Source organism: Duganella rivi, assembly GCF_009857435.1.
In the GTDB taxonomy this organism is placed as follows: Bacteria; Pseudomonadota; Gammaproteobacteria; order Burkholderiales; family Burkholderiaceae_D; genus Rugamonas; species Rugamonas rivi.
In genome coordinates, this window is the sequence record NZ_WWCK01000008.1 from 89122 (window position 1) to 108169 (window position 19048).

Below are 19048 nucleotides of genomic sequence, written 5' to 3' on the forward strand. Positions count from 1 at the left end.
AATGAGCGAACTGACCTACGTGGAACGCGCCGCGCGCGTCAAGCTGATGATCTTCGACGTGGATGGCGTGCTGACCGACGGCAGCCTGCATTACGGCGCCGAGGGCGAAGCATTGAAAACCTTCAATGTGCAGGACGGCCTCGGCATCAAGCTGATCCAGGAAGCCGGCATCCAGACCGCCATCATCAGCGCGCGCACCTCGCCGCAGGTGATCAAGCGCGCGGCCGACCTCGGCATCAGCCATTTGCACCAGGGCGGCCACGACAAGCTGACGCCGTTCAACGCCCTGCTGGAAAAGACCGGCCTCACGGTGGATCAAGTTGGTTTCATCGGCGACGACGTGGTGGATTTGCCGATTCTGGCGCGCGTCGGTTTTGCCGTCGCCGTGCCGAACGGCCGCAAGGAAGTATTGGAGCGCGCCCATCACACCACGGTGGCCTTTGGCGGCCGCGGCGCGGTGCGCGAGGTCTGCGAGCTGGTGCTGCACGCGCAAGGCTTGTACGAGCGCGTGATGGCGCAATTCCTCGTTTGATGGGGATCAATCATGCGTAAAAGAACAGCACACCGTTGGCAGCTTACCCTGATCATGATGGTCGGCGTGTTCGTGGCCGTCGGCAGCTTCTGGCTGGTGCAGGTGGTCAATCAGGCCGGGCAGGAAGCCGAGGCGGATAAATTCCGCGAGGAGCCCGATTACATCATTGACCGCTTCAGCACCGTACGCATGAGCAAGGAAGGCCAGCCGGCTTACATTATTTCCGGCGACAAGCTGACGCACCATCCGGTTGAGGACACTTCGGTGATCGACAAGCCGTTTGTGCACGGCCTCGCCAGCGGCCAGCCGCCGATGAGTATCCACGCGCAGACCGCGTATGTCGATCAGGGCAATACGCGCGTCAGGCTCAGTGGTAATGTGGACGTGGTGCGACCCGCCACCAAGCAAGCGCAGGAATTGCGCCTGAAGACCAGTACGCTAACCGTGTACCCGGATGAAGAACGGATGGAGACCGACGCCAAGGTCGAGATGCTGGCTGGCCGCACGACCGCCACCGGCACCGGCATGAAGGCGAACAACGCCACCCGCCAGATCGAACTGGGCGGACGCGGAACGATTACGATGCCGCCGCGCGCGGCACACTGAAGGAACGAAACATGAAGATGACCAAACTGATTTTGTCGGCCGCACTGCTGCTGGCCGCCTGCGTGGCGCAAGCCGAGAAGGCCGATTCCAGCAAGCCGACCCAGATTACCTTCGATCAGCTGGAGTCCGACGACGTCAAGCAGATCAAGACCTTCACCGGCAACGTGGTGCTGACCCGCGGCACGCTGCTGATGAAGTCGCCGAAGGCGGTGGTGACGGAAGACCCGGAAGGCTACCAGTTCGTGGTGCTGAACAGCGCGCCGGGCGTGCAGGCGACCTTCCGCCAGAAGCTGGACGGCGCCGGCGACCAGTGGGTTGAAGGCCAGGCCGACCGCATCGAATACGATAACAAGACCGAGCTGGTGAAGCTGTATGCCAAGGCGCAGATCAAGCGCCTGGAAGGCGCCAAGGCCGCCAGCCAGGTCGATGGCGAATTCATTTCCTACGACAGCCGCAAGGAGTTCTTCGCCGTGAAGAACACGCCGAGCGGCGAGAGCAAGCCGGGCGCGGGCCGCAGCACCATGGTGATCCAGCCGTCGAGCAAGCTGGCCGTGCCGGCGCCTGCCACCCAACCAGCGCCGGGGAAATAAGATGGAATCATCCTGCGGTAGCACCCTGATCGTTAAAGGCCTGCAAAAGACTTACGGCAAGCGCCAGGTGGTGCATGACGTGTCGCTGCAAGTGGAATGCGGCGAAGTGGTCGGCTTGCTGGGCCCGAACGGCGCCGGCAAGACCACCTCGTTCTACATGATCGTCGGCCTGGTGCCGTCGGATGCGGGCAGCATCGATATCAGCGGCACCGATATCTCCTCGCTGCCGATCCACCGCCGCGCCACCATGGGCTTGTCCTACCTGCCGCAAGAAGCGTCGGTGTTCCGCAAGCTGACCGTGGAAGAAAATATACGCGCCGTCCTCGAAATCCAGAAAGTGGACGGCAAGCCTTTATCCAAGGCGGAAATTGATGAACGGCTCAATACCCTGCTGGCCGATTTGCAAATCGAAAAGCTGCGCGAGAACCAGGCGCTGTCGCTCTCGGGCGGCGAACGTCGCCGGGTCGAGATCGCGCGTGCACTGGCGACCAACCCGCGCTTCGTGCTGCTCGATGAACCATTCGCCGGGGTCGACCCGATTGCCGTGATTGAGATCCAGCGCATTGTGCGCTTCCTCAAGGAACGCGGCATCGGCGTCCTCATTACCGATCACAATGTGCGCGAGACGCTGGGCATTTGCGACCGCGCATATATCATCAACCAGGGGACGGTGCTCGCTTCCGGCCGTCCAGACGACATCATCGCCAATGAGTCGGTGCGTCGCGTCTATCTGGGTGAACACTTCCGTATGTAATCCCTAATGAAACAGTCTTTGCAACTGCGCACGTCGCAGCACCTCGCGTTGACGCCACAACTGCAACAGTCGATCCGCCTGTTGCAGCTGTCGACGCTGGAGCTGCATCAGGAATTGGAACAGCTGCTGACCGATAACCCGCTGCTGGAACGTTTGGACGATCCTTTGGATCACTCGCTGCGGCTGCTGGCCGATGGCGCCATCAGCCAGCAGGCACCGGCAGGGGAAGCGCCTGCAGAAGGCCCGCCGGGCGAGGCTCCGGCTGCCGAAGCCGACAACTACGAAGCGCCCGGCGCCGACACGGAAAGCACCACGCCCGATGCCGACATGGACTGGGGCGATTCGGGCCGCAGCAAGAACAATGACGACGAGGAATCGCGGCCGCAACTCGAAGCCCATCACTGCACGCTGCGCGAGCACTTGATGGAACAGATGCGCGTGACGGTGCTGGAGACGCGCGACCGCGCGCTGGTGGAACTGATCATCGACGCGCTCGATGAAAATGGCTACCTCGAAGAAGCGCTGGAAGAAATCCACGCGCGCTTGCCGGAAGAATTGGAAGTGGAAATCGAAGAGTTGCAGACGGCGCTGAAGCTGCTGCAAAGTTTCGATCCCATGGGCGTGGGCGCGCGCAATGCATCCGAGTGCCTGGCGATCCAGATTCGCCGCCTGCCCGGCGTGCCGATGGTGACGCGCCGCATGGCGCTGGCCATCGTTGAAAATCACCTGACGTGGTTCGCGCAGCGCGACTTCAACAAGCTCAAGAAAACCCTGCTGTGCGATGACGAAGATTTGCGTGAAGCGCAAGCGGTGATTCGCCAGTGCAATCCGCATCCGGGCGCCGCGTTTGCGTCGGACGTGTCGGACTACGTGGTGCCGGATGTGATCGTGAAAAAATCGCGCAACGGCTGGCAGGTCAGCCTCAACAACGACGTCATGCCGCGCCTGCGCGTGAACGCCATGTACGCCAACCTGCTCAAGCAGGGCAAGGGTGAAGGCGCCATGGGCGCGCAATTGCAAGAGGCCAAATGGCTGATTAAAAATATGCGCCAGCGCTTCGATACGATTCTCCGCGTGGCACAGGCGATAGTAGAAAGACAAAAGAACTTTTTCTCGCACGGCGCGGTTGCCATGCGCCCCCTTGTGCTTCGCGAAATTGCTGATACACTGGGACTACACGAGAGCACTATTTCTCGCGTAACAACTCAAAAATATATGCTGACCCCGCACGGCATGTTTGAGCTGAAATATTTCTTTGGTAGCCATGTCGCCACCGAAGCTGGCGGGGAAGCAAGTTCGACGGCGATACGCGCATTGATCGTGCAATTGACAGGAGCAGAAGACCCGAAAAATCCTTTATCCGATAGTAAGATTGCGGACATGCTGGGAGAACAAGGCATGGTGATTGCGCGGCGCACTGTTGCCAAGTATCGCGAGGCCTTAAAGATCCCACCAGTCAGTCTCCGCAAGTCTTTGTAGTTTGTTGGTTCCTGCGCGCTCGGCTGCAAGGAGCAGCGCACTAACCGGTAGAAGCGACATATCTTTAGGAGTGTGTATGAATCTGACCATCAGTGGACATCATCTCGAAGTGACCGCAGCGATTCGCGAGTACGTGCAGAATAAGCTGGAACGTGTCACCCGCCACTTTGATCAAGTGATTGATATTGCGGTCATCCTGACCGTGGATAACCTTAAAGAGAAAGATAAACGTCAAAAGGCTGAAATCAACCTGCGTATGTCCGGCAAGACCGTGTACGTGGAAAGCCTGTCGCAAGACTTGTACGCCGCTATCGATACCTTGATCGACAAGCTGGATCGTCAAGTCATGAAATACAAAGCCAAAGTCCAATCTTACGGGCACGATGCGATCAAGCATATCCCGGATAGCTACGAACCCGCTGCCGCCGCCCTATAACAACGGCGCCGGCACATCAAACTAAGGGCGCACGAGGGCGCCCTTTTTGAGGAGCATATGGTTAAACGTTTAACTTGTATTTTACTGGTGCTGGCGAGCAGCGCCTCCTACGCGTGTGACGCGCCGCCACCGGCCCGCAGCGATATCGATGCCAACAGCTACTACTCGGACAAGCACCACTCGGTGATCGACCCGGCGCTGCGGGCGCGCAATATCGCGAACACCAAACCGATTGAAGACTTCCTGTCGCAGGTGGCGCGGGACGCCAACGGGCAGGGCGATGCCGCCTGCGCGCTGACCTGGCTATCCAGCTGGGCCGAGCAGAAAGCCATGCTGGGCAAGATGTCGAGCGAGCAGGCTTACTACGTGCGCAAGTGGACGCTGGGCGGCATGGCCTTGAGCTATGCGCGCATACAGCAGCAGGCCACGCCCTCGCAGCGCGCATTGATCGAAGGCTGGTTCAAGGCGCTGGCCGACGCTACCATCGCGCACTCGGACGCCAAGCAGGGCGGGCGCAATAATCATTACTACTGGGAAGGCTTGGCGGTAACGGCAGTGGGCGGCGTCACCGGCGAAGCGCGCTACCTCGATTGGGGCCGCAAGGTGCTTTACCACGCACTGGGCCAGATGGAAGCCGACGGCGCGCTGCCGGCCGAGATGGAGCGTGCCGGCAAGGCGCTGCATTACCAGGTCTATGCGGCCACGCCGCTGGCGCTGATGGCCTCCATTCTCGACGTGCATGATGCCCGGCTTGATACGCTGGTGGCGTTCACCGTGGCCAGCTCGGCCGATCCGTCGGGCATTGCCAAGCGCACAGGCTTTGAACAGGAGCCGGTTGGCAGCCGCGAAGTGACCGTGGCCTACAACCGCCACGAGGGCAAGCCGCCGACGGTGGGCAAGGCGCTGTGGCAGCCGCGCCTGGGCGGTTCGCTCGATGTGCCGAATCCGCTCGAGCATCTGAAGTAGAATTGGAGGCATGAGCGAATACATCCACACCAGCGTAAGCAACGGCACCGGCTTGATCGTATTGGATCGGCCCAAGGCATTGAACTCCCTTTCCCTCGACATGGTGCGCGCGATTACGCAAGCGCTGCTGGCGTGGCGCGATGACGCGGCGGTCGGCGCTGTGGTCATCCGCAGCAGCAGCGAGAAAGCGTTCTGCGCCGGTGGCGACATCCGCTTCTTCTACGAAGCGGGCCGCACCACGCCGCAAAACGGCAGCGCGCTGGTGGAAGATTTCTTCACCGAGGAATATTCGCTAAATCATTTAGTTCATTTCTATCCCAAACCTTACATCGCGCTGATGGATGGCGTGGTGATGGGCGGCGGCATGGGCGTGGCGCAGGGTGGTGTGCGCATCGTTACCGATAAAACCAAGATGGCCATGCCCGAAGTGAACATCGGCTTGTTCCCGGATGTGGGCGGCAGCTACTTCCTGTCGCGCGCGCCTGGCGCATTGGGCTTTTACCTTGGTGTAACCGGCGTTACCATCAACGCTGCCGACGCGCTTTACACTGGCCTGGCCGATCACTACGCGCCGCTGTCAGATCGCACCGCCCTGGATGCCTTGCTGACCGCCACGCCGGGCGCTGGGCTGCCTGGCGCGCTGTCTGCCTACGCCGCAGGCCATAACGCCGGCGATAGCACGCTGGCCGCCAACCGCGCCGCCATCGACCGCCACTTCCGTGCCGGCTCCGTGCCCGCCATCGTCGCCTCGCTGAAAACCGATAGCAGCGACTTTGCTGTTAAAACGCTGGAAGTGATGGCGACCCGCTCGCCGTTGATGATGTGCGTCACCCACGAACTGATCAAGCGCGGCGCGGCACTGGACGTCGCCGACTGCCTGCGCATGGAACGCGCGCTAGTCCGCCGCAACTTCGAAAACGGCGAAGTCATCGAAGGCGTCCGCGCACTGGTGATCGACAAAGACAACCAGCCCAAGTGGAATCCCGCCACACTGGAAGCCGTCACCGAAGAAATGGTGCAGGCCATGTTCGCCCCGGTGTGGCCGGACTACGCCCATCCACTGCGCCACCTGGGGTGAGCGAGGGTAAAGCTTACTGCTCGCGGTGGCGCAGGACGACGCGTTCGTTGGCGTTGAAGTAGGCCGCGAGTTTTTCGGCCATGTAGACGGAGCGGTGCTGGCCGCCGGTGCAGCCCAGGGCCACGGTCAGGTAGCTGCGGTTGTCGCCCTTGAAGGACGGCAGCCATTTCTCCACGAAGGCGCGGATGTCGTTCAGCATTTCGCCGGCGCTCGGCTGGGCGTCGAGGAATTCGATTACCGGCGCGTCGCGGCCGGTCAGCGGCCGCAGGGTCAGATCGTAGTAGGGATTCGGCAGCGCCCGCACGTCGAACACGAAGTCCGCATCCATCGGCACGCCCAGCTTGAAGGCGAACGATTCAAAGAACAGCGTCAGCGGCGCATGTTCAGTTACCACCAAGTCCTTGACCCAGCAGCGCAGTTTATTGGCGCTTAGCTCGGAGGTGTCGATCACGTGGCCCAGCTGCTCAATTGCCGACAGCCGCTCGCGCTCTTCCATGATGCATTCGATCAGGGTGCGGCGCGCCGCTGGATTTTGCCCCGGACGCAATTCGTGCGACAGCGGATGGCTGCGGCGCGTTTCCGAAAAACGCGCCACCAGCGAGTGGGTATTGGCGGTCAGGAACATGACTTTCACGTCATGCCCCTCGGCGCGCAGGCGTTGCACGTCGGCCGGCAGCGTGGCCAGCGACTCGGCGCTGCGCGCATCGACGGCGACAGCCAAGGCCTGCAAGCCTTCCTCCGTCAAGGTCTTGACCAAGCTGGAGAGCAGGGCGGGCGGCAGATTGTCGACGCAGTAGTGGCCTGTGTCTTCAAGCACGTTGAGGGCGACGGATTTGCCGGAACCGGAGATGCCAGTAATGATTACGATGCGCATGACAGCGATGATACCATCGACAGATCAATCCCCGCTCATGGCTTGTCTTTGTCGCTCCATGAATTCTTGCAGGGTGTCGATGCCGCGCAGTTGGAGGATGGTGTTGCGCACGGCGGCTTCCAGCAGCACCGCGATGTTGCGGCCGGCGGCGACGGGGATCACGACTTTGCGGATCGGCAGGCCCAGCACGTCCTCGGTCGGGAACTGGAACGGCAGGCGCTCCACTTCCTCGTCAGCCGCGCCGCGGCGCACCAGGTGCACGATCAGTTTCAAGCGCATCTTGCGGCGCACTGCGGTCTCGCCGAAGATGGCCTTGATGTCCAGCAAGCCCAAGCCGCGCACTTCCAGCAGGTTTTGCAGCAGCGCCGGGCAGCGGCCCTCGATCATGTTCGGCGCGATGCGCGAAAACTCCACCGCATCGTCGGCCACCAAACCATGCGAACGCGAAATCAGTTCCAAGCCCAGCTCGCTCTTGCCTAGGCCGGAGTCGCCGGTAATCAGCACGCCCACGCCCAGCACGTCCATGAACACGCCGTGCATGATGATGCGCTGTGCCAGCTTCTTGGACAAATACACGCGCAAGAAGTCGATCACTTGCGCGGCGGGCAGCGGGGTGGAGAACAGCGGGATATTTTTCTCGTCGCAGATGGCGAGGATGTCGGGCGGCGTTTCCAGCCCCTGCGCAATGATCAGCGCTGGCGGGCCGCCGGCAATCAGCTCGCCGATCACATGCGCGCGGGTCAGCGACTTGAGGCGCTGGTAGTAGTTGATTTCCTGGTGGCCGAAGACCTGAATCCGGCCCGGGTGGATGGTGTTCAAGTGGCCGACCTGGTCGGCGGCCGATGCAACGTCGCCGGAAATCAGGCGCTCGCCGCCGGGAAAGCCGGCGAACCAGCCTAGCTGCAAACTTTCGCGATTGTCGTCGTAAAGCCTTTGTATCGTCAGCGGAGTTTGCAGCATGGAGCAGTTACCAGGTTAGTTGATCTAACCTTAGTGTAACTCCATCGCTGCCGCTCAGCCAGCAGCTTGCAGGCTAGGCAGCCAATTGATGATGCGTGTATGCACCGATTTCGGATCGGTGTCCGTGCTCAGCGCGGTGCGGAAAGCGTCGTCGGAGAACATCTCGGCGATTTCCGACAGGATTTCGAGGTGCTGCTGGGTGACATGATCCGGGATCAACAGGAAGAACAGCAGGTTCACCGGCTTGCCGTCCGGCGACTCGAACGGAATCGGCTCGGCCAGGCGCACGAAGGCGGCCAGCGGCGACTTCAGGCTCTTCATGCCCTTGATGCGGCCGTGCGGCACGGCGACGCCATGGCCCAAGCCGGTCGAACCGAGGCGCTCACGCGCGAACAGGTTGTCCGAGACGGTGGAGCGGGCGATGCCGCAGTTGTTTTCGAAGATCAGGCCAGCTTGCTCGAAAGCGCGCTTTTTACTGGAGACTTCCAGGTCGAGCAGCACGTTTTCCAGAGAGAGTATTTTGCTAAGGTTGTTCATAGTACGACGTCAAATGTTGCAACGCACAAGGGTGTCACGCGAGCAGAATTATAGGCTTGTTTCTGTGCCGTGTAACATGAAATCGCTATGCCACCGTTGTATTGGCGTTGGCCGGCGCAGCAGTAAAAATGCACTCCAGAAAGGAATCGCTATTTCTGCACCGTATTCGTCGAAAACACCGGTATTTGCTTGGAGACCGGGCCGTTTTTCCGTTTTTTTACGCGTTTCCGGCCGGGTGGGCCGTAGAGCGTGAGAATTCACGCTAGCCCGCCCATCATACGCCGGTTTTTTACTCTTTGATTGAAAAAATTATTACGGTTATTGACGTGCGCCACGCAGGTTGGCCGGCTTCTGCGCGCTGCTGAAGTTGCTGCGCCATGGATTGATATCTAGGCCGCCGCGGCGGGTGTAGCGCGCGTACACGGCCAGCTGCTGCGGCTGGCACTGGCGCAGGATGTCAACGAAGATGCGCTCGACGCACTGCTCGTGGAATTCGTTGTGCTCGCGGAAACCAATCAGGTACTTGAGCAGGCTTTCCTGGTCGATTTGCGGGCCGCTGTAGTGGATTTGCACGCTGGCCCAGTCCGGCTGGCCGGTGACCAGGCAGTTGGATTTCAGCAGGTGCGAGATCAGTTTTTCTTCGACCGGTTCCTCGTCCAGCGCAGCCTTGAGGATGGAAGGCGACGGGCTGTAGTTGTCGACCTCGATATCGAGGCGATCCAGCAGCAGGCCGTCCAGCTCGCCCATCTCGACCATGCCGAATTCTTCCGGCTGGGTCAGGGTGACGTGGACGCTGCCGCCCGAGGCAGCCGACAGGTCTTGTTGCAGCAGCGTTTTCAGCGCGGCCACGTTGTCCAGCTTGGTCTGGTTGAACGAGTTCAGGTACAGCTTGAAGGACTTCGACTCGATGATGTTGGGCGTATCGGCCGGGAAGGTGATGCGGGCGATCGCCACCTGCGGCTTGCCGCGCTGGTTGAGCCACGAGATTTCGTAGGCGTTCCAGATATCGACGCCGAAGAAGGGCATGGTGCCCGACAAGCCCAGCTCGTCGCGCTTGCCCTGGCGCGGAATCGGGAACAGCAGTTCCGGCGCGTAATCGGTGCGGTAGGCGGAGGTTTTCCCGAGTGGGGACTGGTCGGCGGTGTTGGTGGTCATGGCGATATTTTACCCCAAAGCGACACAGGGTCTGACCCCTGCGGGGTCAGACCCTTAAGCGACGGAGCTGGATCTGTCACTTAAGGTTATGGGGTTAGCCTAGGAACAGTTTGTAGACTGGGTTCTGGCTTTCATCCCAGTAGCGGTAGCCCAGCGTCGCCAGGAATTGCGCGAAGTCGCTCATTTCCTCCGGCGGCACTTGCAGGCCGATCACGATGCGGCCGACGTCGCCGCCTTGGCTGCGATAGTGGCACAGAGAGATATTCCAGTTCGGCGCCATCGAGTCAAGGAAGCGCATCAGCGCGCCCGGACGCTCTGGGAACTCGAAGCGGTACAGCAACTCGTTGTCCGCCAGCGCGCTCTTGCCGCCCACCAGATGGCGCAAGTGGGTCTTGGCCAGTTCGTCGTGGGTCAGGTCGAGCGCCTTGAAACCGTGCTCCTCGAAGCGCCGCGCCAGCGCGCTCGACTCGCTGCGGTCGGCAATCTGCACGCCGCAGAATACGTGGGCATCGTCCTTGTCGCTGATGCGATAGGTGAACTCGGTGACGTTGCGCGCGCCGACCAGCTTGCACAGGCGCTTGAAGCTGCCGCGCTGCTCCGGCAAGGTGACGGCAAACAGCGCCTCGCGCGCTTCGCCCAGCTCGGCGCGTTCGGCCACAAAGCGCAGGCGGTCGAAGTTCATGTTGGCGCCGCAGGCGATGGTGATCAGGGTTTCGTTCTTGATCGGATCCTTGGTCAGCGCGGCGCGCTCGATGTACGCCTTGGCGCCGGCAATGGCCAGCGCGCCGGCCGGTTCCAGAATGCTGCGGGTATCGGTGAACACATCCTTGATGGCGGCGCTGATGGCGTCGGTATCGACGATGATGATGTCGTCTACGTATTGCTGCGTCAGGCGGAAGGTCTCCTCGCCCACCAGGCGCACTGCGGTGCCGTCCGAGAACAGGCCGACGTCGGTCAGCGTCACCCGTTCGCCAGCCTTGATGCTGCGCGCCATGGCGTCCGAATCGAGGGTTTGCACGCCGATGATCTTGATGTCGGGACGGATCGCCTTGACGTAGGCGGCCACGCCGGAGATCAGGCCGCCGCCGCCGATGGCGACAAAGATGGCGTGGATCGGGCCCGAGTGCTGGCGCAGGATTTCCATGCCGATGGTGCCCTGGCCGGCGATCACGTCCGGGTCGTCGAATGGGTGGACGAAAGTCAGCGCCTGTTCTTTTTCCAGAGTCAGGGCGTGGTTGTAGGCGTCGGTGTAGGACTCGCCGTGCAGCACCACCTCGACGTCGGCGCCGCCGCGCGCCTTGACGGCGTCGATCTTCACTTGCGGCGTGGTGGTCGGCATGACGATCAGCGCGCGGCAGCCGAGCTTGGCGGCGGACAGCGCCACGCCTTGCGCGTGGTTGCCGGCCGAGGCGCAAATCACGCCGCGCTTGCGTTGCGCGTCGCTCAAGTGGGCCATCTTGTTGTAGGCGCCGCGAATCTTGAAGCTGAACACGCTCTGCATGTCCTCGCGCTTGAAATAAATTCGGTTTTCGTAGCGCTGCGACAGGGTCGGCGCCAGTTCCAGCGGGGTTTCATCAGCCACGTCGTAGACGCGGGCGGTCAGTATTTTCTTCAGATAGTCGGTAGTCATAGTCTGCAAACAGGGTTACAAGGGGGAGTTGCGATGCTAACTAGCCGGCTGGTGACCGGGTGGAGCAGGGAGACACGGATTCAGGCGGGTGTGCCGGATCGGGCTGACTCATTATAATGGCAGCTTTCCTCCTGCGCCCACTAACAGATGATCGAATCTGCAATTACCTGGCTGCTGCACGTGCTGGCCGCGCCCAAGGTCGGTTTGACGTCGGTGTTTCTGATCAGCCTGGTGTCAGCCACCCTGGTGCCGCTCGGTTCGGAGCCGGCGGTGTTTGCCGTCATCAAGGCCAACCCGGCCATGTTCTGGAGCGCCATCTTCGTCGCCACCGTCGGCAACACGCTGGGCGGCGCCATCGATTACTACATCGGCTGGCAGGCCAAGCAGAGCTTTGCGAAGGAGCGCCAGAGCCGCTGGTTCCACTGGCTGGAACGCTACGGCGCCAAGACCATGCTGCTGGCCTGGCTGCCCGGCATCGGCGACCCGCTGTGCACCCTGGGCGGCTGGCTCAGGCTGCCGTTCTGGCCCAGCCTTGCCTACATGGCGGTCGGCAAGTTCCTGCGCTACCTCACCATGACCACGCTGCTGTTGTACGTCCCGGACGGAGTGTGGCATCGGATCGGACAAATGATGGGCTAGTTTGGTGCATCTAATCATATTGCCGCATAAGCTTATGCATAAATTTCATTCAGTTTGAAACAGCAGATTGGCATGAAATTGCTCGGCAGGCGGCCGAATTTCGAATTTTTAGGACGTTTTGCGCTTTCTGAGTATCCTTTGCTGCACTAAGGCTGTTCCCGCGTGGTGCGCCGCAATAGGCTAGAATGGCCCTCCCGGGTACTGTCTATAGTCTGAAACGCACAATGAACGCCCCTGCACAAATCCAAGCTTTGCTGGCGGAAACGCCCCACGGCCCCGAGGCTACGCGCCTGCGGGAAATTCCGTACAACTACACGTCGTTTTCTGATCGCGAGATCGTGATCCGGCTGCTAGGTGAGGAATCGTGGTCGCTGCTGGATGCACTGCGCGGCGCGCGTCAGACCGGCCGTTCGGCGCGCATGTTGTATGAAGTGCTGGGCGATATTTGGGCGGTGCGCCGCAATCCGTATCTGCAAGACGACTTGCTGGATAACCCGAAGCGCCGCCAGGAATTGATCAACGCGCTGCACCACCGCCTGGCCGAAGTCGACAAGCGCCGCCTCAGCGTGGACGAGGCCGAAAAAGATGACGCCTCGCGCCAGCGCAGCGCCAACGTGGTCAAGCTGCTGCAAGCGGCTGGCAAGGCCGTGGCTGATTTCGGCGAAGAATTTAAACAGGTTTACGATCTGCGCAAGCGCACCTACAAGGTGCTGGGCCGCTACACCGACAAGCACAATATCTGCTTCGACGGCATGAAGCGCATCAGCCACGTGACCGATGCGACCGACTGGCGCGTTGAGTATCCATTCGTGGTGCTGACCCCGGACAGCGAAGAGGAAATGGCCGGCCTGGTCAAGGGCTGTATCGAACTCGGCCTGACCATTATCCCGCGCGGCGGCGGCACCGGCTACACCGGCGGCGCAATTCCGCTGACGCCGATGTCGGCCGTTATCAACACCGAGAAACTGCTCAACATGGGCGCGGTGGAGATGAAGGTGTTGCCGGGCCTCGATAAAGAGTACGCCACCATCTACACCGGCGCCGGCGTCATCACCAACAAAGTTTCTGAGGCCGCTGAAAAAGCTGGCTTCGTGTTCGCGGTCGACCCGACCTCGGCCCACGCATCCTGCATCGGCGGCAATATCGCCATGAACGCGGGCGGCAAGAAGGCTGTGCTGTGGGGCACGGCGCTGGACAACCTGGCCTCGTGGCGCATGGTCGATCCGAACGGCGATTGGCTGGAAGTCACGCGCCTTGATCACAACCTGTCGAAAATCCACGATACGCCGCTGGCCCGCTTCAAGCTGGAGTGGACGCATCCGACTGCCAAGGGCGAAGCCAAGGGCGCGCCATTCAAGACCGAGATCCTGGAAATCGCCGGCCGCGTATTCCGCAAGGAAGGCCTGGGCAAGGATGTGACCGACAAATTCCTCGCCGGCCTGCCGGGCATTCAGAAAGAGGGCACCGACGGCCTGATTACGTCGTCGCGCTGGATTCTGCACAAAATGCCGAAGTTCACCCGCACCGTTTGCCTTGAATTCTTCGGCCAGGCGCGCGATGCGATTCCATCGATCGTGGAAATCAAGGATTACCTCGACGGCCTGCCAGCCAAGGGCGAACAATTCTCGACCCTGCGCCTCGCCGGCCTGGAGCACCTGGACGAGCGCTACCTGCGCGCAGTCGGCTATGCCACCAAATCGAAACGCGGCGTGCTGCCGAAGATGGCGCTGTTCGGCGACATCGTCGGCGATGATGAAAACGCCGTGGCGCAAGCCGCCTCGGAAGTGGTGCGCCTGGCGAACACCCGCGTCGGCGAAGGCTTTATTGCCGTCAGCCCGGAGACCCGCAAGAAATTCTGGCTGGATCGCGCCCGTACCGCCGCCATCGCCAAGCACACCAACGCCTTCAAGATCAACGAAGACGTGGTGATTCCGCTTAACCGCATGGGCGAGTATACCGACGGCATCGAGCGCATCAACATCGAACTGTCGATCAAGAACAAGCTGCAGCTGGTGGAAGAGTTGCAGGACTTCTTCGCCGCCGGCAATCTGCCGATCGGCAAGAGCGACGATGCCGATGACAGCGTCGGCGATGCCGAAATGCTGGGCGACCGCCAGCAGCAAGCCGAAACGCTGCTGTCGCAAGTGCACGCGCGCTGGACTTATCTGCTGGCCGAGCTGGACAAGCCGCTGGCCTCGATCACCGCGCAACTGTCCGAGCTGGGCCTTGAGCGTCTGCTGCCGGTATTTGAAGAACGCCTGAAAACCCAGCCGAACGCCACCCTGTTCGACGTAGTGCAAGACCGCACCATCCGCGTGACGTGGAAGCAGGAAATCCGCGCCCAGCTGCGCCAGATTTTCAACGGCGCCGCCTACAAGCTGATCCTCGACGAAAGCACCGCCATCCACAAGCGCGTGCTGCGTGGCCGCGTGTTCGTGGCGCTGCACATGCACGCAGGCGACGGCAATGTGCACACCAACTTGCCGGTCAACTCGGATCATTACGAGATGCTGCAATTGGCGCACCAAGCCGTGGCGCGCATTATGAAGCTGGCCCGTTCGCTAAACGGCGTAATCTCAGGCGAGCACGGCATCGGCATCACCAAGCTGGAGTTCTTGCAGGAAGACGAGATCGGCCCGTTCCGCGAATACAAGCTGCGCGTCGACCCGGAAGGCCGCTTCAACAAGGGCAAGTTGCTGAATCTGGACGGCATGGAAGCCGACCTGCGCAACGCCTACACGCCGTCGTTCGGCCTGATGGGCCACGAATCGCTGATCATGCAGCAGAGCGATATCGGCGCGATTGCCAACAGCGTCAAGGACTGCCTGCGCTGCGGCAAGTGCAAGCCGGTGTGCTCGACGCACGTGCCGCGCGCCAACCTGCTGTACTCGCCGCGCGACAAGATTCTGGCGACCTCGTCGCTGATCGAAGCGTTCCTGTACGAAGAGCAGACCCGCCGCGGCATCTCGATCAAGCACTGGGAAGAATTTGAGGACGTGGCGGATCACTGCACCGTCTGCCATAAATGCGTGACGCCCTGTCCGGTCAACATCGACTTCGGCGACGTGTCGATGAATATGCGCAACCTGCTGCGCAAGATGGACAAGAAGTCCTTCAATCCGGGCAAGGCGGCGGCCATGTTCTACCTGAACGCCACCGATCCGGCCACCATCAACGCCACCCGCGCGGCGATGATCGGCATCGGCTACAAGGCGCAGCGCCTCGGTAATGATTTGCTGAAGAAATTCGCCAAGAAGCAAACCAAGGCGCCGCCGCCGAGCGTCGGCAAGCCGGCTGTGCGCGAGCAGGTGATCCACTTCATCAACAAGAAAATGCCGGGCAACCTGCCGAAGAAAACCGCGCGCGCCTTGCTGGATATCGAGGACGACAAAGTCATCCCGATCATCCGCAATCCGAAGACCACCAATGCCGATACGGAAGCGGTGTTCTACTTCCCGGGCTGCGGTTCGGAGCGCCTGTTCTCGCAAGTGGGCCTGGCCACGCAGGCGATGCTGTGGGAAGTGGGCGTGCAGACCGTGCTGCCGCCGGGCTATCTGTGCTGCGGTTATCCGCAACGCGGCTCGGGCCAGTACGACAAGGCCGACAAGATGATGACCGATAACCGCGTGCTGTTCCACCGCATGGCCAACACGCTCAACTATCTGGACATCAAGACCGTGCTGGTATCGTGCGGTACGTGCTACGACCAGCTGGCGACCTATGAGTTCGAGAAGATCTTCCCGGGCTGCCGCATCATGGATATTCACGAATATCTGAATGAGAAGGGCGTCAAGCTGGAAGGCGTGACCGGTACCCGTTATATGTACCACGAGCCGTGCCACACGCCAATGAAGCTGCAAGAGGCGACCAAGACCGTCAACTCGCTGATCCAGACGCACGACAACGTCAAGATCGAGAAAAACGACCGCTGCTGCGGCGACTCGGGCACGCTGATGGTGGCGCGTCCAGACATCTCGACGCAGGTGCGCTTCCGCAAGGAAGAGGAGGTCATCAAGGGCGCCGACAAACTGCGCGCCGACGGCTTCGATGGCGAGGTCAAGATCCTGACCAGCTGCCCGGCCTGCCTGGGCGGCGTGTCGCGCTACAGCGAGGATGCCGGCACCACCGCCGATTACATCGTGGTGGAGATTGCCAAGCATCTGCTGGGCGAGAACTGGATGCCGGACTATGTGAAACGCGCCAATGACGGCGGCATTGAACGGGTGCTGGTGTAATTATGGCTTGCGATCTGTGTAACTTGCTCAGTGCGCCGGGTGCGGCCTTGGTCTGGGGTGATGACCGTGTGTCGGTGGTCGCCGTGGATGAGGCCGAGTATCCCGGCTTCACGCGCGTGGTGTGGAATGCCCACGTCAAGGAAATGACCGATCTGCCGGCCGAAGAGCGCGTGCGCGTGATGGACGTGGTGTGGGCGGTGGAATCCGCGCAGCGCGAAATTCTGGCGCCGGAAAAAATCAATCTCGCGAGTTTTGGTAATATGACGCCGCACGTGCATTGGCACGTTATCCCGCGTTACCGCGACGATGCGCATTTCCCCAACCCGACATGGGCTGTGGCGCAGCGTGCGTCGTCGGCGGAAGTGTTGGCGGCGCGCCGGGCGCTGCTGCCGGCGCTGCACGCAGCCATCGTTGAGAAAGTAAAAGCATTATGAGCAACAAACCTGTCCCTACCGGCCTGACCGTTCACAACAAATCGAAAGTGCTGGACGTTGAATTTAACGACGGTGCGTCGTTTTCGATCCCGTTTGAACTGCTGCGCGTGTATTCGCCGTCGGCGGAGGTGATGGGCCATGGCCCGGGGCAGGAAGTGCTGCAAGTCGGCAAACGTGAGGTAGGCATTGCCGGCATTGAGCCGGTCGGCAACTACGCCGTGCAGCCGACCTTCAGCGATGGCCACAACACCGGCATCTTCACCTGGGAATATCTGTACAAGCTGGGCAGCCAAAAAGACGCGCTGTGGGCGACCTACATGGATCGCCTCCACGCCTCCGGCTTCGAAGGCGACAGCGGCCGCGAAACCGGCGTCTCCTTGACGGGCCCATCAACCCACCAGCATGGCGGCGGCGGTTGCGGCAGCGGCGGCTGCAAGCACTAATCCGTCACCTGCTCACTGAAAGCATAAAGCACCTTTGCGCGAGCTAACGGATCCAGCTTGCGTAGTAGGCTGATGCTGATCTTTATTCGTTCGGAGCTAGGCATTGAGTCATGCATGCCGAACCCATGATCTTTGCGGAATCCTGCCTTTACCTCATTAATTTCCGCAATCGTTTCAGCGTTCAGTTTCGGTATATCGATGTCCTCAGGAATTTCGACGCCATTCAGTTTCATAGCTGCACTCCATTAGCTCAAAAGGTGTTATTAGTTCAGGTAGCACGTACTCGCCGTCATCCACTAACATACGCAGCAATTTGAGTTTTAGTGCATTTGCGATCTCGGCACAGTTCCATGTCAGCAAAATTTCGCAATGATTGAATGTTGCGCATGCAATATGCTCGGCAGCCCGACGTGCATTGGCATTTAGACCTCCTCCAAAGATTAAAAGTTCCCCCATACTTTCGATTCTCTCTTTTTTTGGATGCTGAACGAGGTCTTGGGTGACTCGCATACGGTGGATTGCTCGCAGCGGATCGCCATCGCGGATCTCATCGTTGACATATTTTGAAATGCACGTCTGCTCTAGATTGCAGCGTGTGTGCCACCACAACTGCGTTAATTGCTGGCAGGCGCGGGTGATGGGATTGGGGCTTGGCGGGTCTGTCAGGTGACAGATGATGGAGGTTTCCAGGTAGACGGTTGGCATGATGGCCTCGCTGGTTGAGCTGCCAGCGTAGGCGGCTCAGTTAACGAGGGCTTATGATGCATCAAACGTGTGCTACTTCGGTTGCCATGTCCACACGCGGCTGGCGATGTTGACGGACTTGGGGATCAGTTTTTGTTGGTAGAACAAGTCTGCCACGCGCTGCTGGTTGGCGATGATCTCTGGTGTGACCGGCGTCGCGCCGAAGCGGGAGCGTTGCATCCACGTCGCCACGATGTCGGCTGGCACGCCGGTCTGCTGCGTCAATACGGTGCTGACTTCTTTTTGATGCTCACTGGCCCACTTACCGGCCAGGCGCACTTGCTCCAACAGGGACGAAACCAAGGCCGGCGACTGCTCTACAAATTTGCGCGAGGCGAGGTAGAAGCCATTCGCCAGTGGCAGCCCGGTGTAGTCGCTCAACACGCGTACTTGATACGCTTTCTGCGCCGATGCGAAGTAGGGATCCCACACCACCCACGCATCAATGCCGCCGCTGACGAACGCCGCACGCGCATCCGATGGCGATAAATAAATCGGCGTAATGTCGCGGAACTTCAATCCCGCCTTCTGCAGTGCTGAAGCCAGCAGGAAGTGCGAGCCGGAGCCTTTTTGAAATGCCACGCGCTTGCCTTTTAAATCCGCCACCGTGCGGATCGGCGAATCCTTCGGCACGAACAGCGCTTCGCTATTCACCGGCGCAGGTTCCGCGCCCACGTACAGCAAATCCACGCCGCCTGCCTGCGCAAATACCGGCGGCGGTGCACCGGTGCTGCCAAAATCGATACTGCCTGCGTTGAGCGCCTCCAGCATCTGCGGGCCGGCTGGGAACTCAATCCATTTGATCTGATGGCCGGCCAGCGATTTCTCCAGCGTGCCCTGCGTCTTCATCATGCTGAGTAAGCCAGCGCTTTTTTGAAAACCAATTTTGATTTCGGCCGCCGACGACAGCAGCGGCGCCACGAGCAATAAGCAAATCCATTTCTTCATCATCTTCC

At 60.6% G+C, this 19048-nt stretch carries 20 protein-coding genes; 12 read left to right on the forward strand and 8 right to left on the reverse strand.

The window, feature by feature from the left end:
• The first annotated feature begins 1 nt into the window (after position 1).
• From GTP45_RS25405 to GTP45_RS25440, 8 genes are all read left to right on the forward strand, one after another.
• On the forward strand, positions 2-532 hold the full coding sequence (locus tag GTP45_RS25405) for a KdsC family phosphatase (protein ID WP_161016622.1): 531 nt from the start codon (positions 2-4) through the stop codon (positions 530-532).
• Between the two features lie 12 nt (positions 533-544).
• Complete coding sequence (gene lptC, locus GTP45_RS25410) at positions 545-1138, forward strand: LPS export ABC transporter periplasmic protein LptC (protein ID WP_161016623.1); 594 nt, start codon at positions 545-547, stop codon at positions 1136-1138.
• Positions 1139-1149: 11 nt separating this feature from the next.
• Positions 1150-1728 carry a lipopolysaccharide transport periplasmic protein LptA gene (lptA, locus tag GTP45_RS25415; RefSeq protein WP_166454743.1) on the forward strand — a complete coding sequence of 193 codons (579 nt, stop codon included), beginning with the start codon at positions 1150-1152 and terminating at the stop codon, positions 1726-1728.
• Position 1729: 1 nt separating this feature from the next.
• Positions 1730-2482, forward strand: a complete 753-nt coding sequence (gene lptB, locus GTP45_RS25420) for an LPS export ABC transporter ATP-binding protein (RefSeq protein ID WP_161016624.1) — start codon at positions 1730-1732, stop codon at positions 2480-2482.
• 6 nt (positions 2483-2488) lie between these two features.
• The gene (locus GTP45_RS25425; RefSeq protein ID WP_161016625.1) at positions 2489-3961 is read left to right on the forward strand and encodes an RNA polymerase factor sigma-54; all 1473 of its coding nucleotides are present in this window, start codon (positions 2489-2491) and stop codon (positions 3959-3961) included.
• Between the two features lie 76 nt (positions 3962-4037).
• Positions 4038-4397: a ribosome hibernation-promoting factor, HPF/YfiA family gene (gene hpf / locus GTP45_RS25430; protein ID WP_161016626.1), complete on the forward strand. Its 360-nt coding sequence runs from the start codon at positions 4038-4040 to the stop codon at positions 4395-4397.
• A gap of 57 nt (positions 4398-4454) precedes the next feature.
• A complete protein-coding gene (locus GTP45_RS25435; protein ID WP_161016627.1) occupies positions 4455-5363 on the forward strand; it encodes an alginate lyase family protein in 909 nt (302 codons plus the stop codon).
• 10 nt (positions 5364-5373) lie between these two features.
• Entirely contained in the window at positions 5374-6441 is a 1068-nt protein-coding gene (locus GTP45_RS25440) for an enoyl-CoA hydratase/isomerase family protein (RefSeq protein WP_161016628.1), read from the forward strand.
• A gap of 13 nt (positions 6442-6454) precedes the next feature.
• Here GTP45_RS25440 and rapZ read toward each other — a convergent pair whose 3' ends face one another.
• From rapZ to ilvA, 5 genes are all read right to left on the reverse strand, one after another.
• Positions 6455-7315 (reverse strand): RNase adapter RapZ, encoded by an 861-nt coding sequence (rapZ, locus tag GTP45_RS25445; protein WP_161016629.1) that lies wholly within the window; start codon positions 7313-7315, stop codon positions 6455-6457.
• A 24-nt stretch (positions 7316-7339) separates the two neighbouring features.
• A complete protein-coding gene (gene hprK / locus GTP45_RS25450) occupies positions 7340-8275 on the reverse strand; it encodes an HPr(Ser) kinase/phosphatase (protein WP_008444515.1) in 936 nt (311 codons plus the stop codon).
• 54 nt (positions 8276-8329) lie between these two features.
• Positions 8330-8812 carry a PTS sugar transporter subunit IIA gene (locus GTP45_RS25455; protein ID WP_161016630.1) on the reverse strand — a complete coding sequence of 161 codons (483 nt, stop codon included), beginning with the start codon at positions 8810-8812 and terminating at the stop codon, positions 8330-8332.
• Positions 8813-9130: 318 nt separating this feature from the next.
• Entirely contained in the window at positions 9131-9967 is an 837-nt protein-coding gene (gene queF, locus GTP45_RS25460; protein WP_161016631.1) for an NADPH-dependent 7-cyano-7-deazaguanine reductase QueF, read from the reverse strand.
• Positions 9968-10061: 94 nt separating this feature from the next.
• Complete coding sequence (ilvA, locus tag GTP45_RS25465) at positions 10062-11597, reverse strand: threonine ammonia-lyase, biosynthetic (protein WP_161016632.1); 1536 nt, start codon at positions 11595-11597, stop codon at positions 10062-10064.
• Positions 11598-11744: 147 nt separating this feature from the next.
• Between ilvA and GTP45_RS25470 the strand changes: the two genes are divergently transcribed.
• The 4 genes from GTP45_RS25470 (at position 11745) to GTP45_RS25485 (ending at position 17348) form a co-directional block, all read left to right on the forward strand.
• On the forward strand, positions 11745-12236 hold the full coding sequence (locus GTP45_RS25470; protein WP_161016633.1) for a YqaA family protein: 492 nt from the start codon (positions 11745-11747) through the stop codon (positions 12234-12236).
• Between the two features lie 224 nt (positions 12237-12460).
• A complete protein-coding gene (locus GTP45_RS25475) occupies positions 12461-16471 on the forward strand; it encodes a DUF3683 domain-containing protein (protein WP_161016634.1) in 4011 nt (1336 codons plus the stop codon).
• A gap of 2 nt (positions 16472-16473) precedes the next feature.
• Entirely contained in the window at positions 16474-16905 is a 432-nt protein-coding gene (locus tag GTP45_RS25480; RefSeq protein ID WP_161016635.1) for an HIT family protein, read from the forward strand.
• Positions 16902-17348, forward strand: coding sequence for a gamma-butyrobetaine hydroxylase family protein (locus GTP45_RS25485; RefSeq protein ID WP_161016636.1), 447 nt, complete (start codon positions 16902-16904; stop codon positions 17346-17348). The genes GTP45_RS25480 and GTP45_RS25485 overlap by 4 nt, the downstream gene beginning before the upstream one ends.
• Here GTP45_RS25485 and GTP45_RS25490 read toward each other — a convergent pair.
• The 3 genes from GTP45_RS25490 to GTP45_RS25500 all read right to left on the reverse strand — a co-directional run bounded on the left by GTP45_RS25490 (position 17345) and on the right by GTP45_RS25500 (position 19040).
• Entirely contained in the window at positions 17345-17581 is a 237-nt protein-coding gene (locus GTP45_RS25490; RefSeq protein WP_161016637.1) for a hypothetical protein, read from the reverse strand. The two genes, GTP45_RS25485 and GTP45_RS25490, sit on opposite strands and share 4 nt — an antisense overlap.
• On the reverse strand, positions 17553-18053 hold the full coding sequence (locus tag GTP45_RS25495) for a PIN domain-containing protein (protein WP_161016638.1): 501 nt from the start codon (positions 18051-18053) through the stop codon (positions 17553-17555). Before GTP45_RS25495 ends, GTP45_RS25490 begins: the two co-directional genes overlap by 29 nt.
• A 72-nt stretch (positions 18054-18125) precedes the next feature.
• Positions 18126-19040 (reverse strand): sulfonate ABC transporter substrate-binding protein, encoded by a 915-nt coding sequence (locus GTP45_RS25500; RefSeq protein ID WP_161016819.1) that lies wholly within the window; start codon positions 19038-19040, stop codon positions 18126-18128.
• Between the last annotated feature and the right edge of the window lie 8 nt (positions 19041-19048).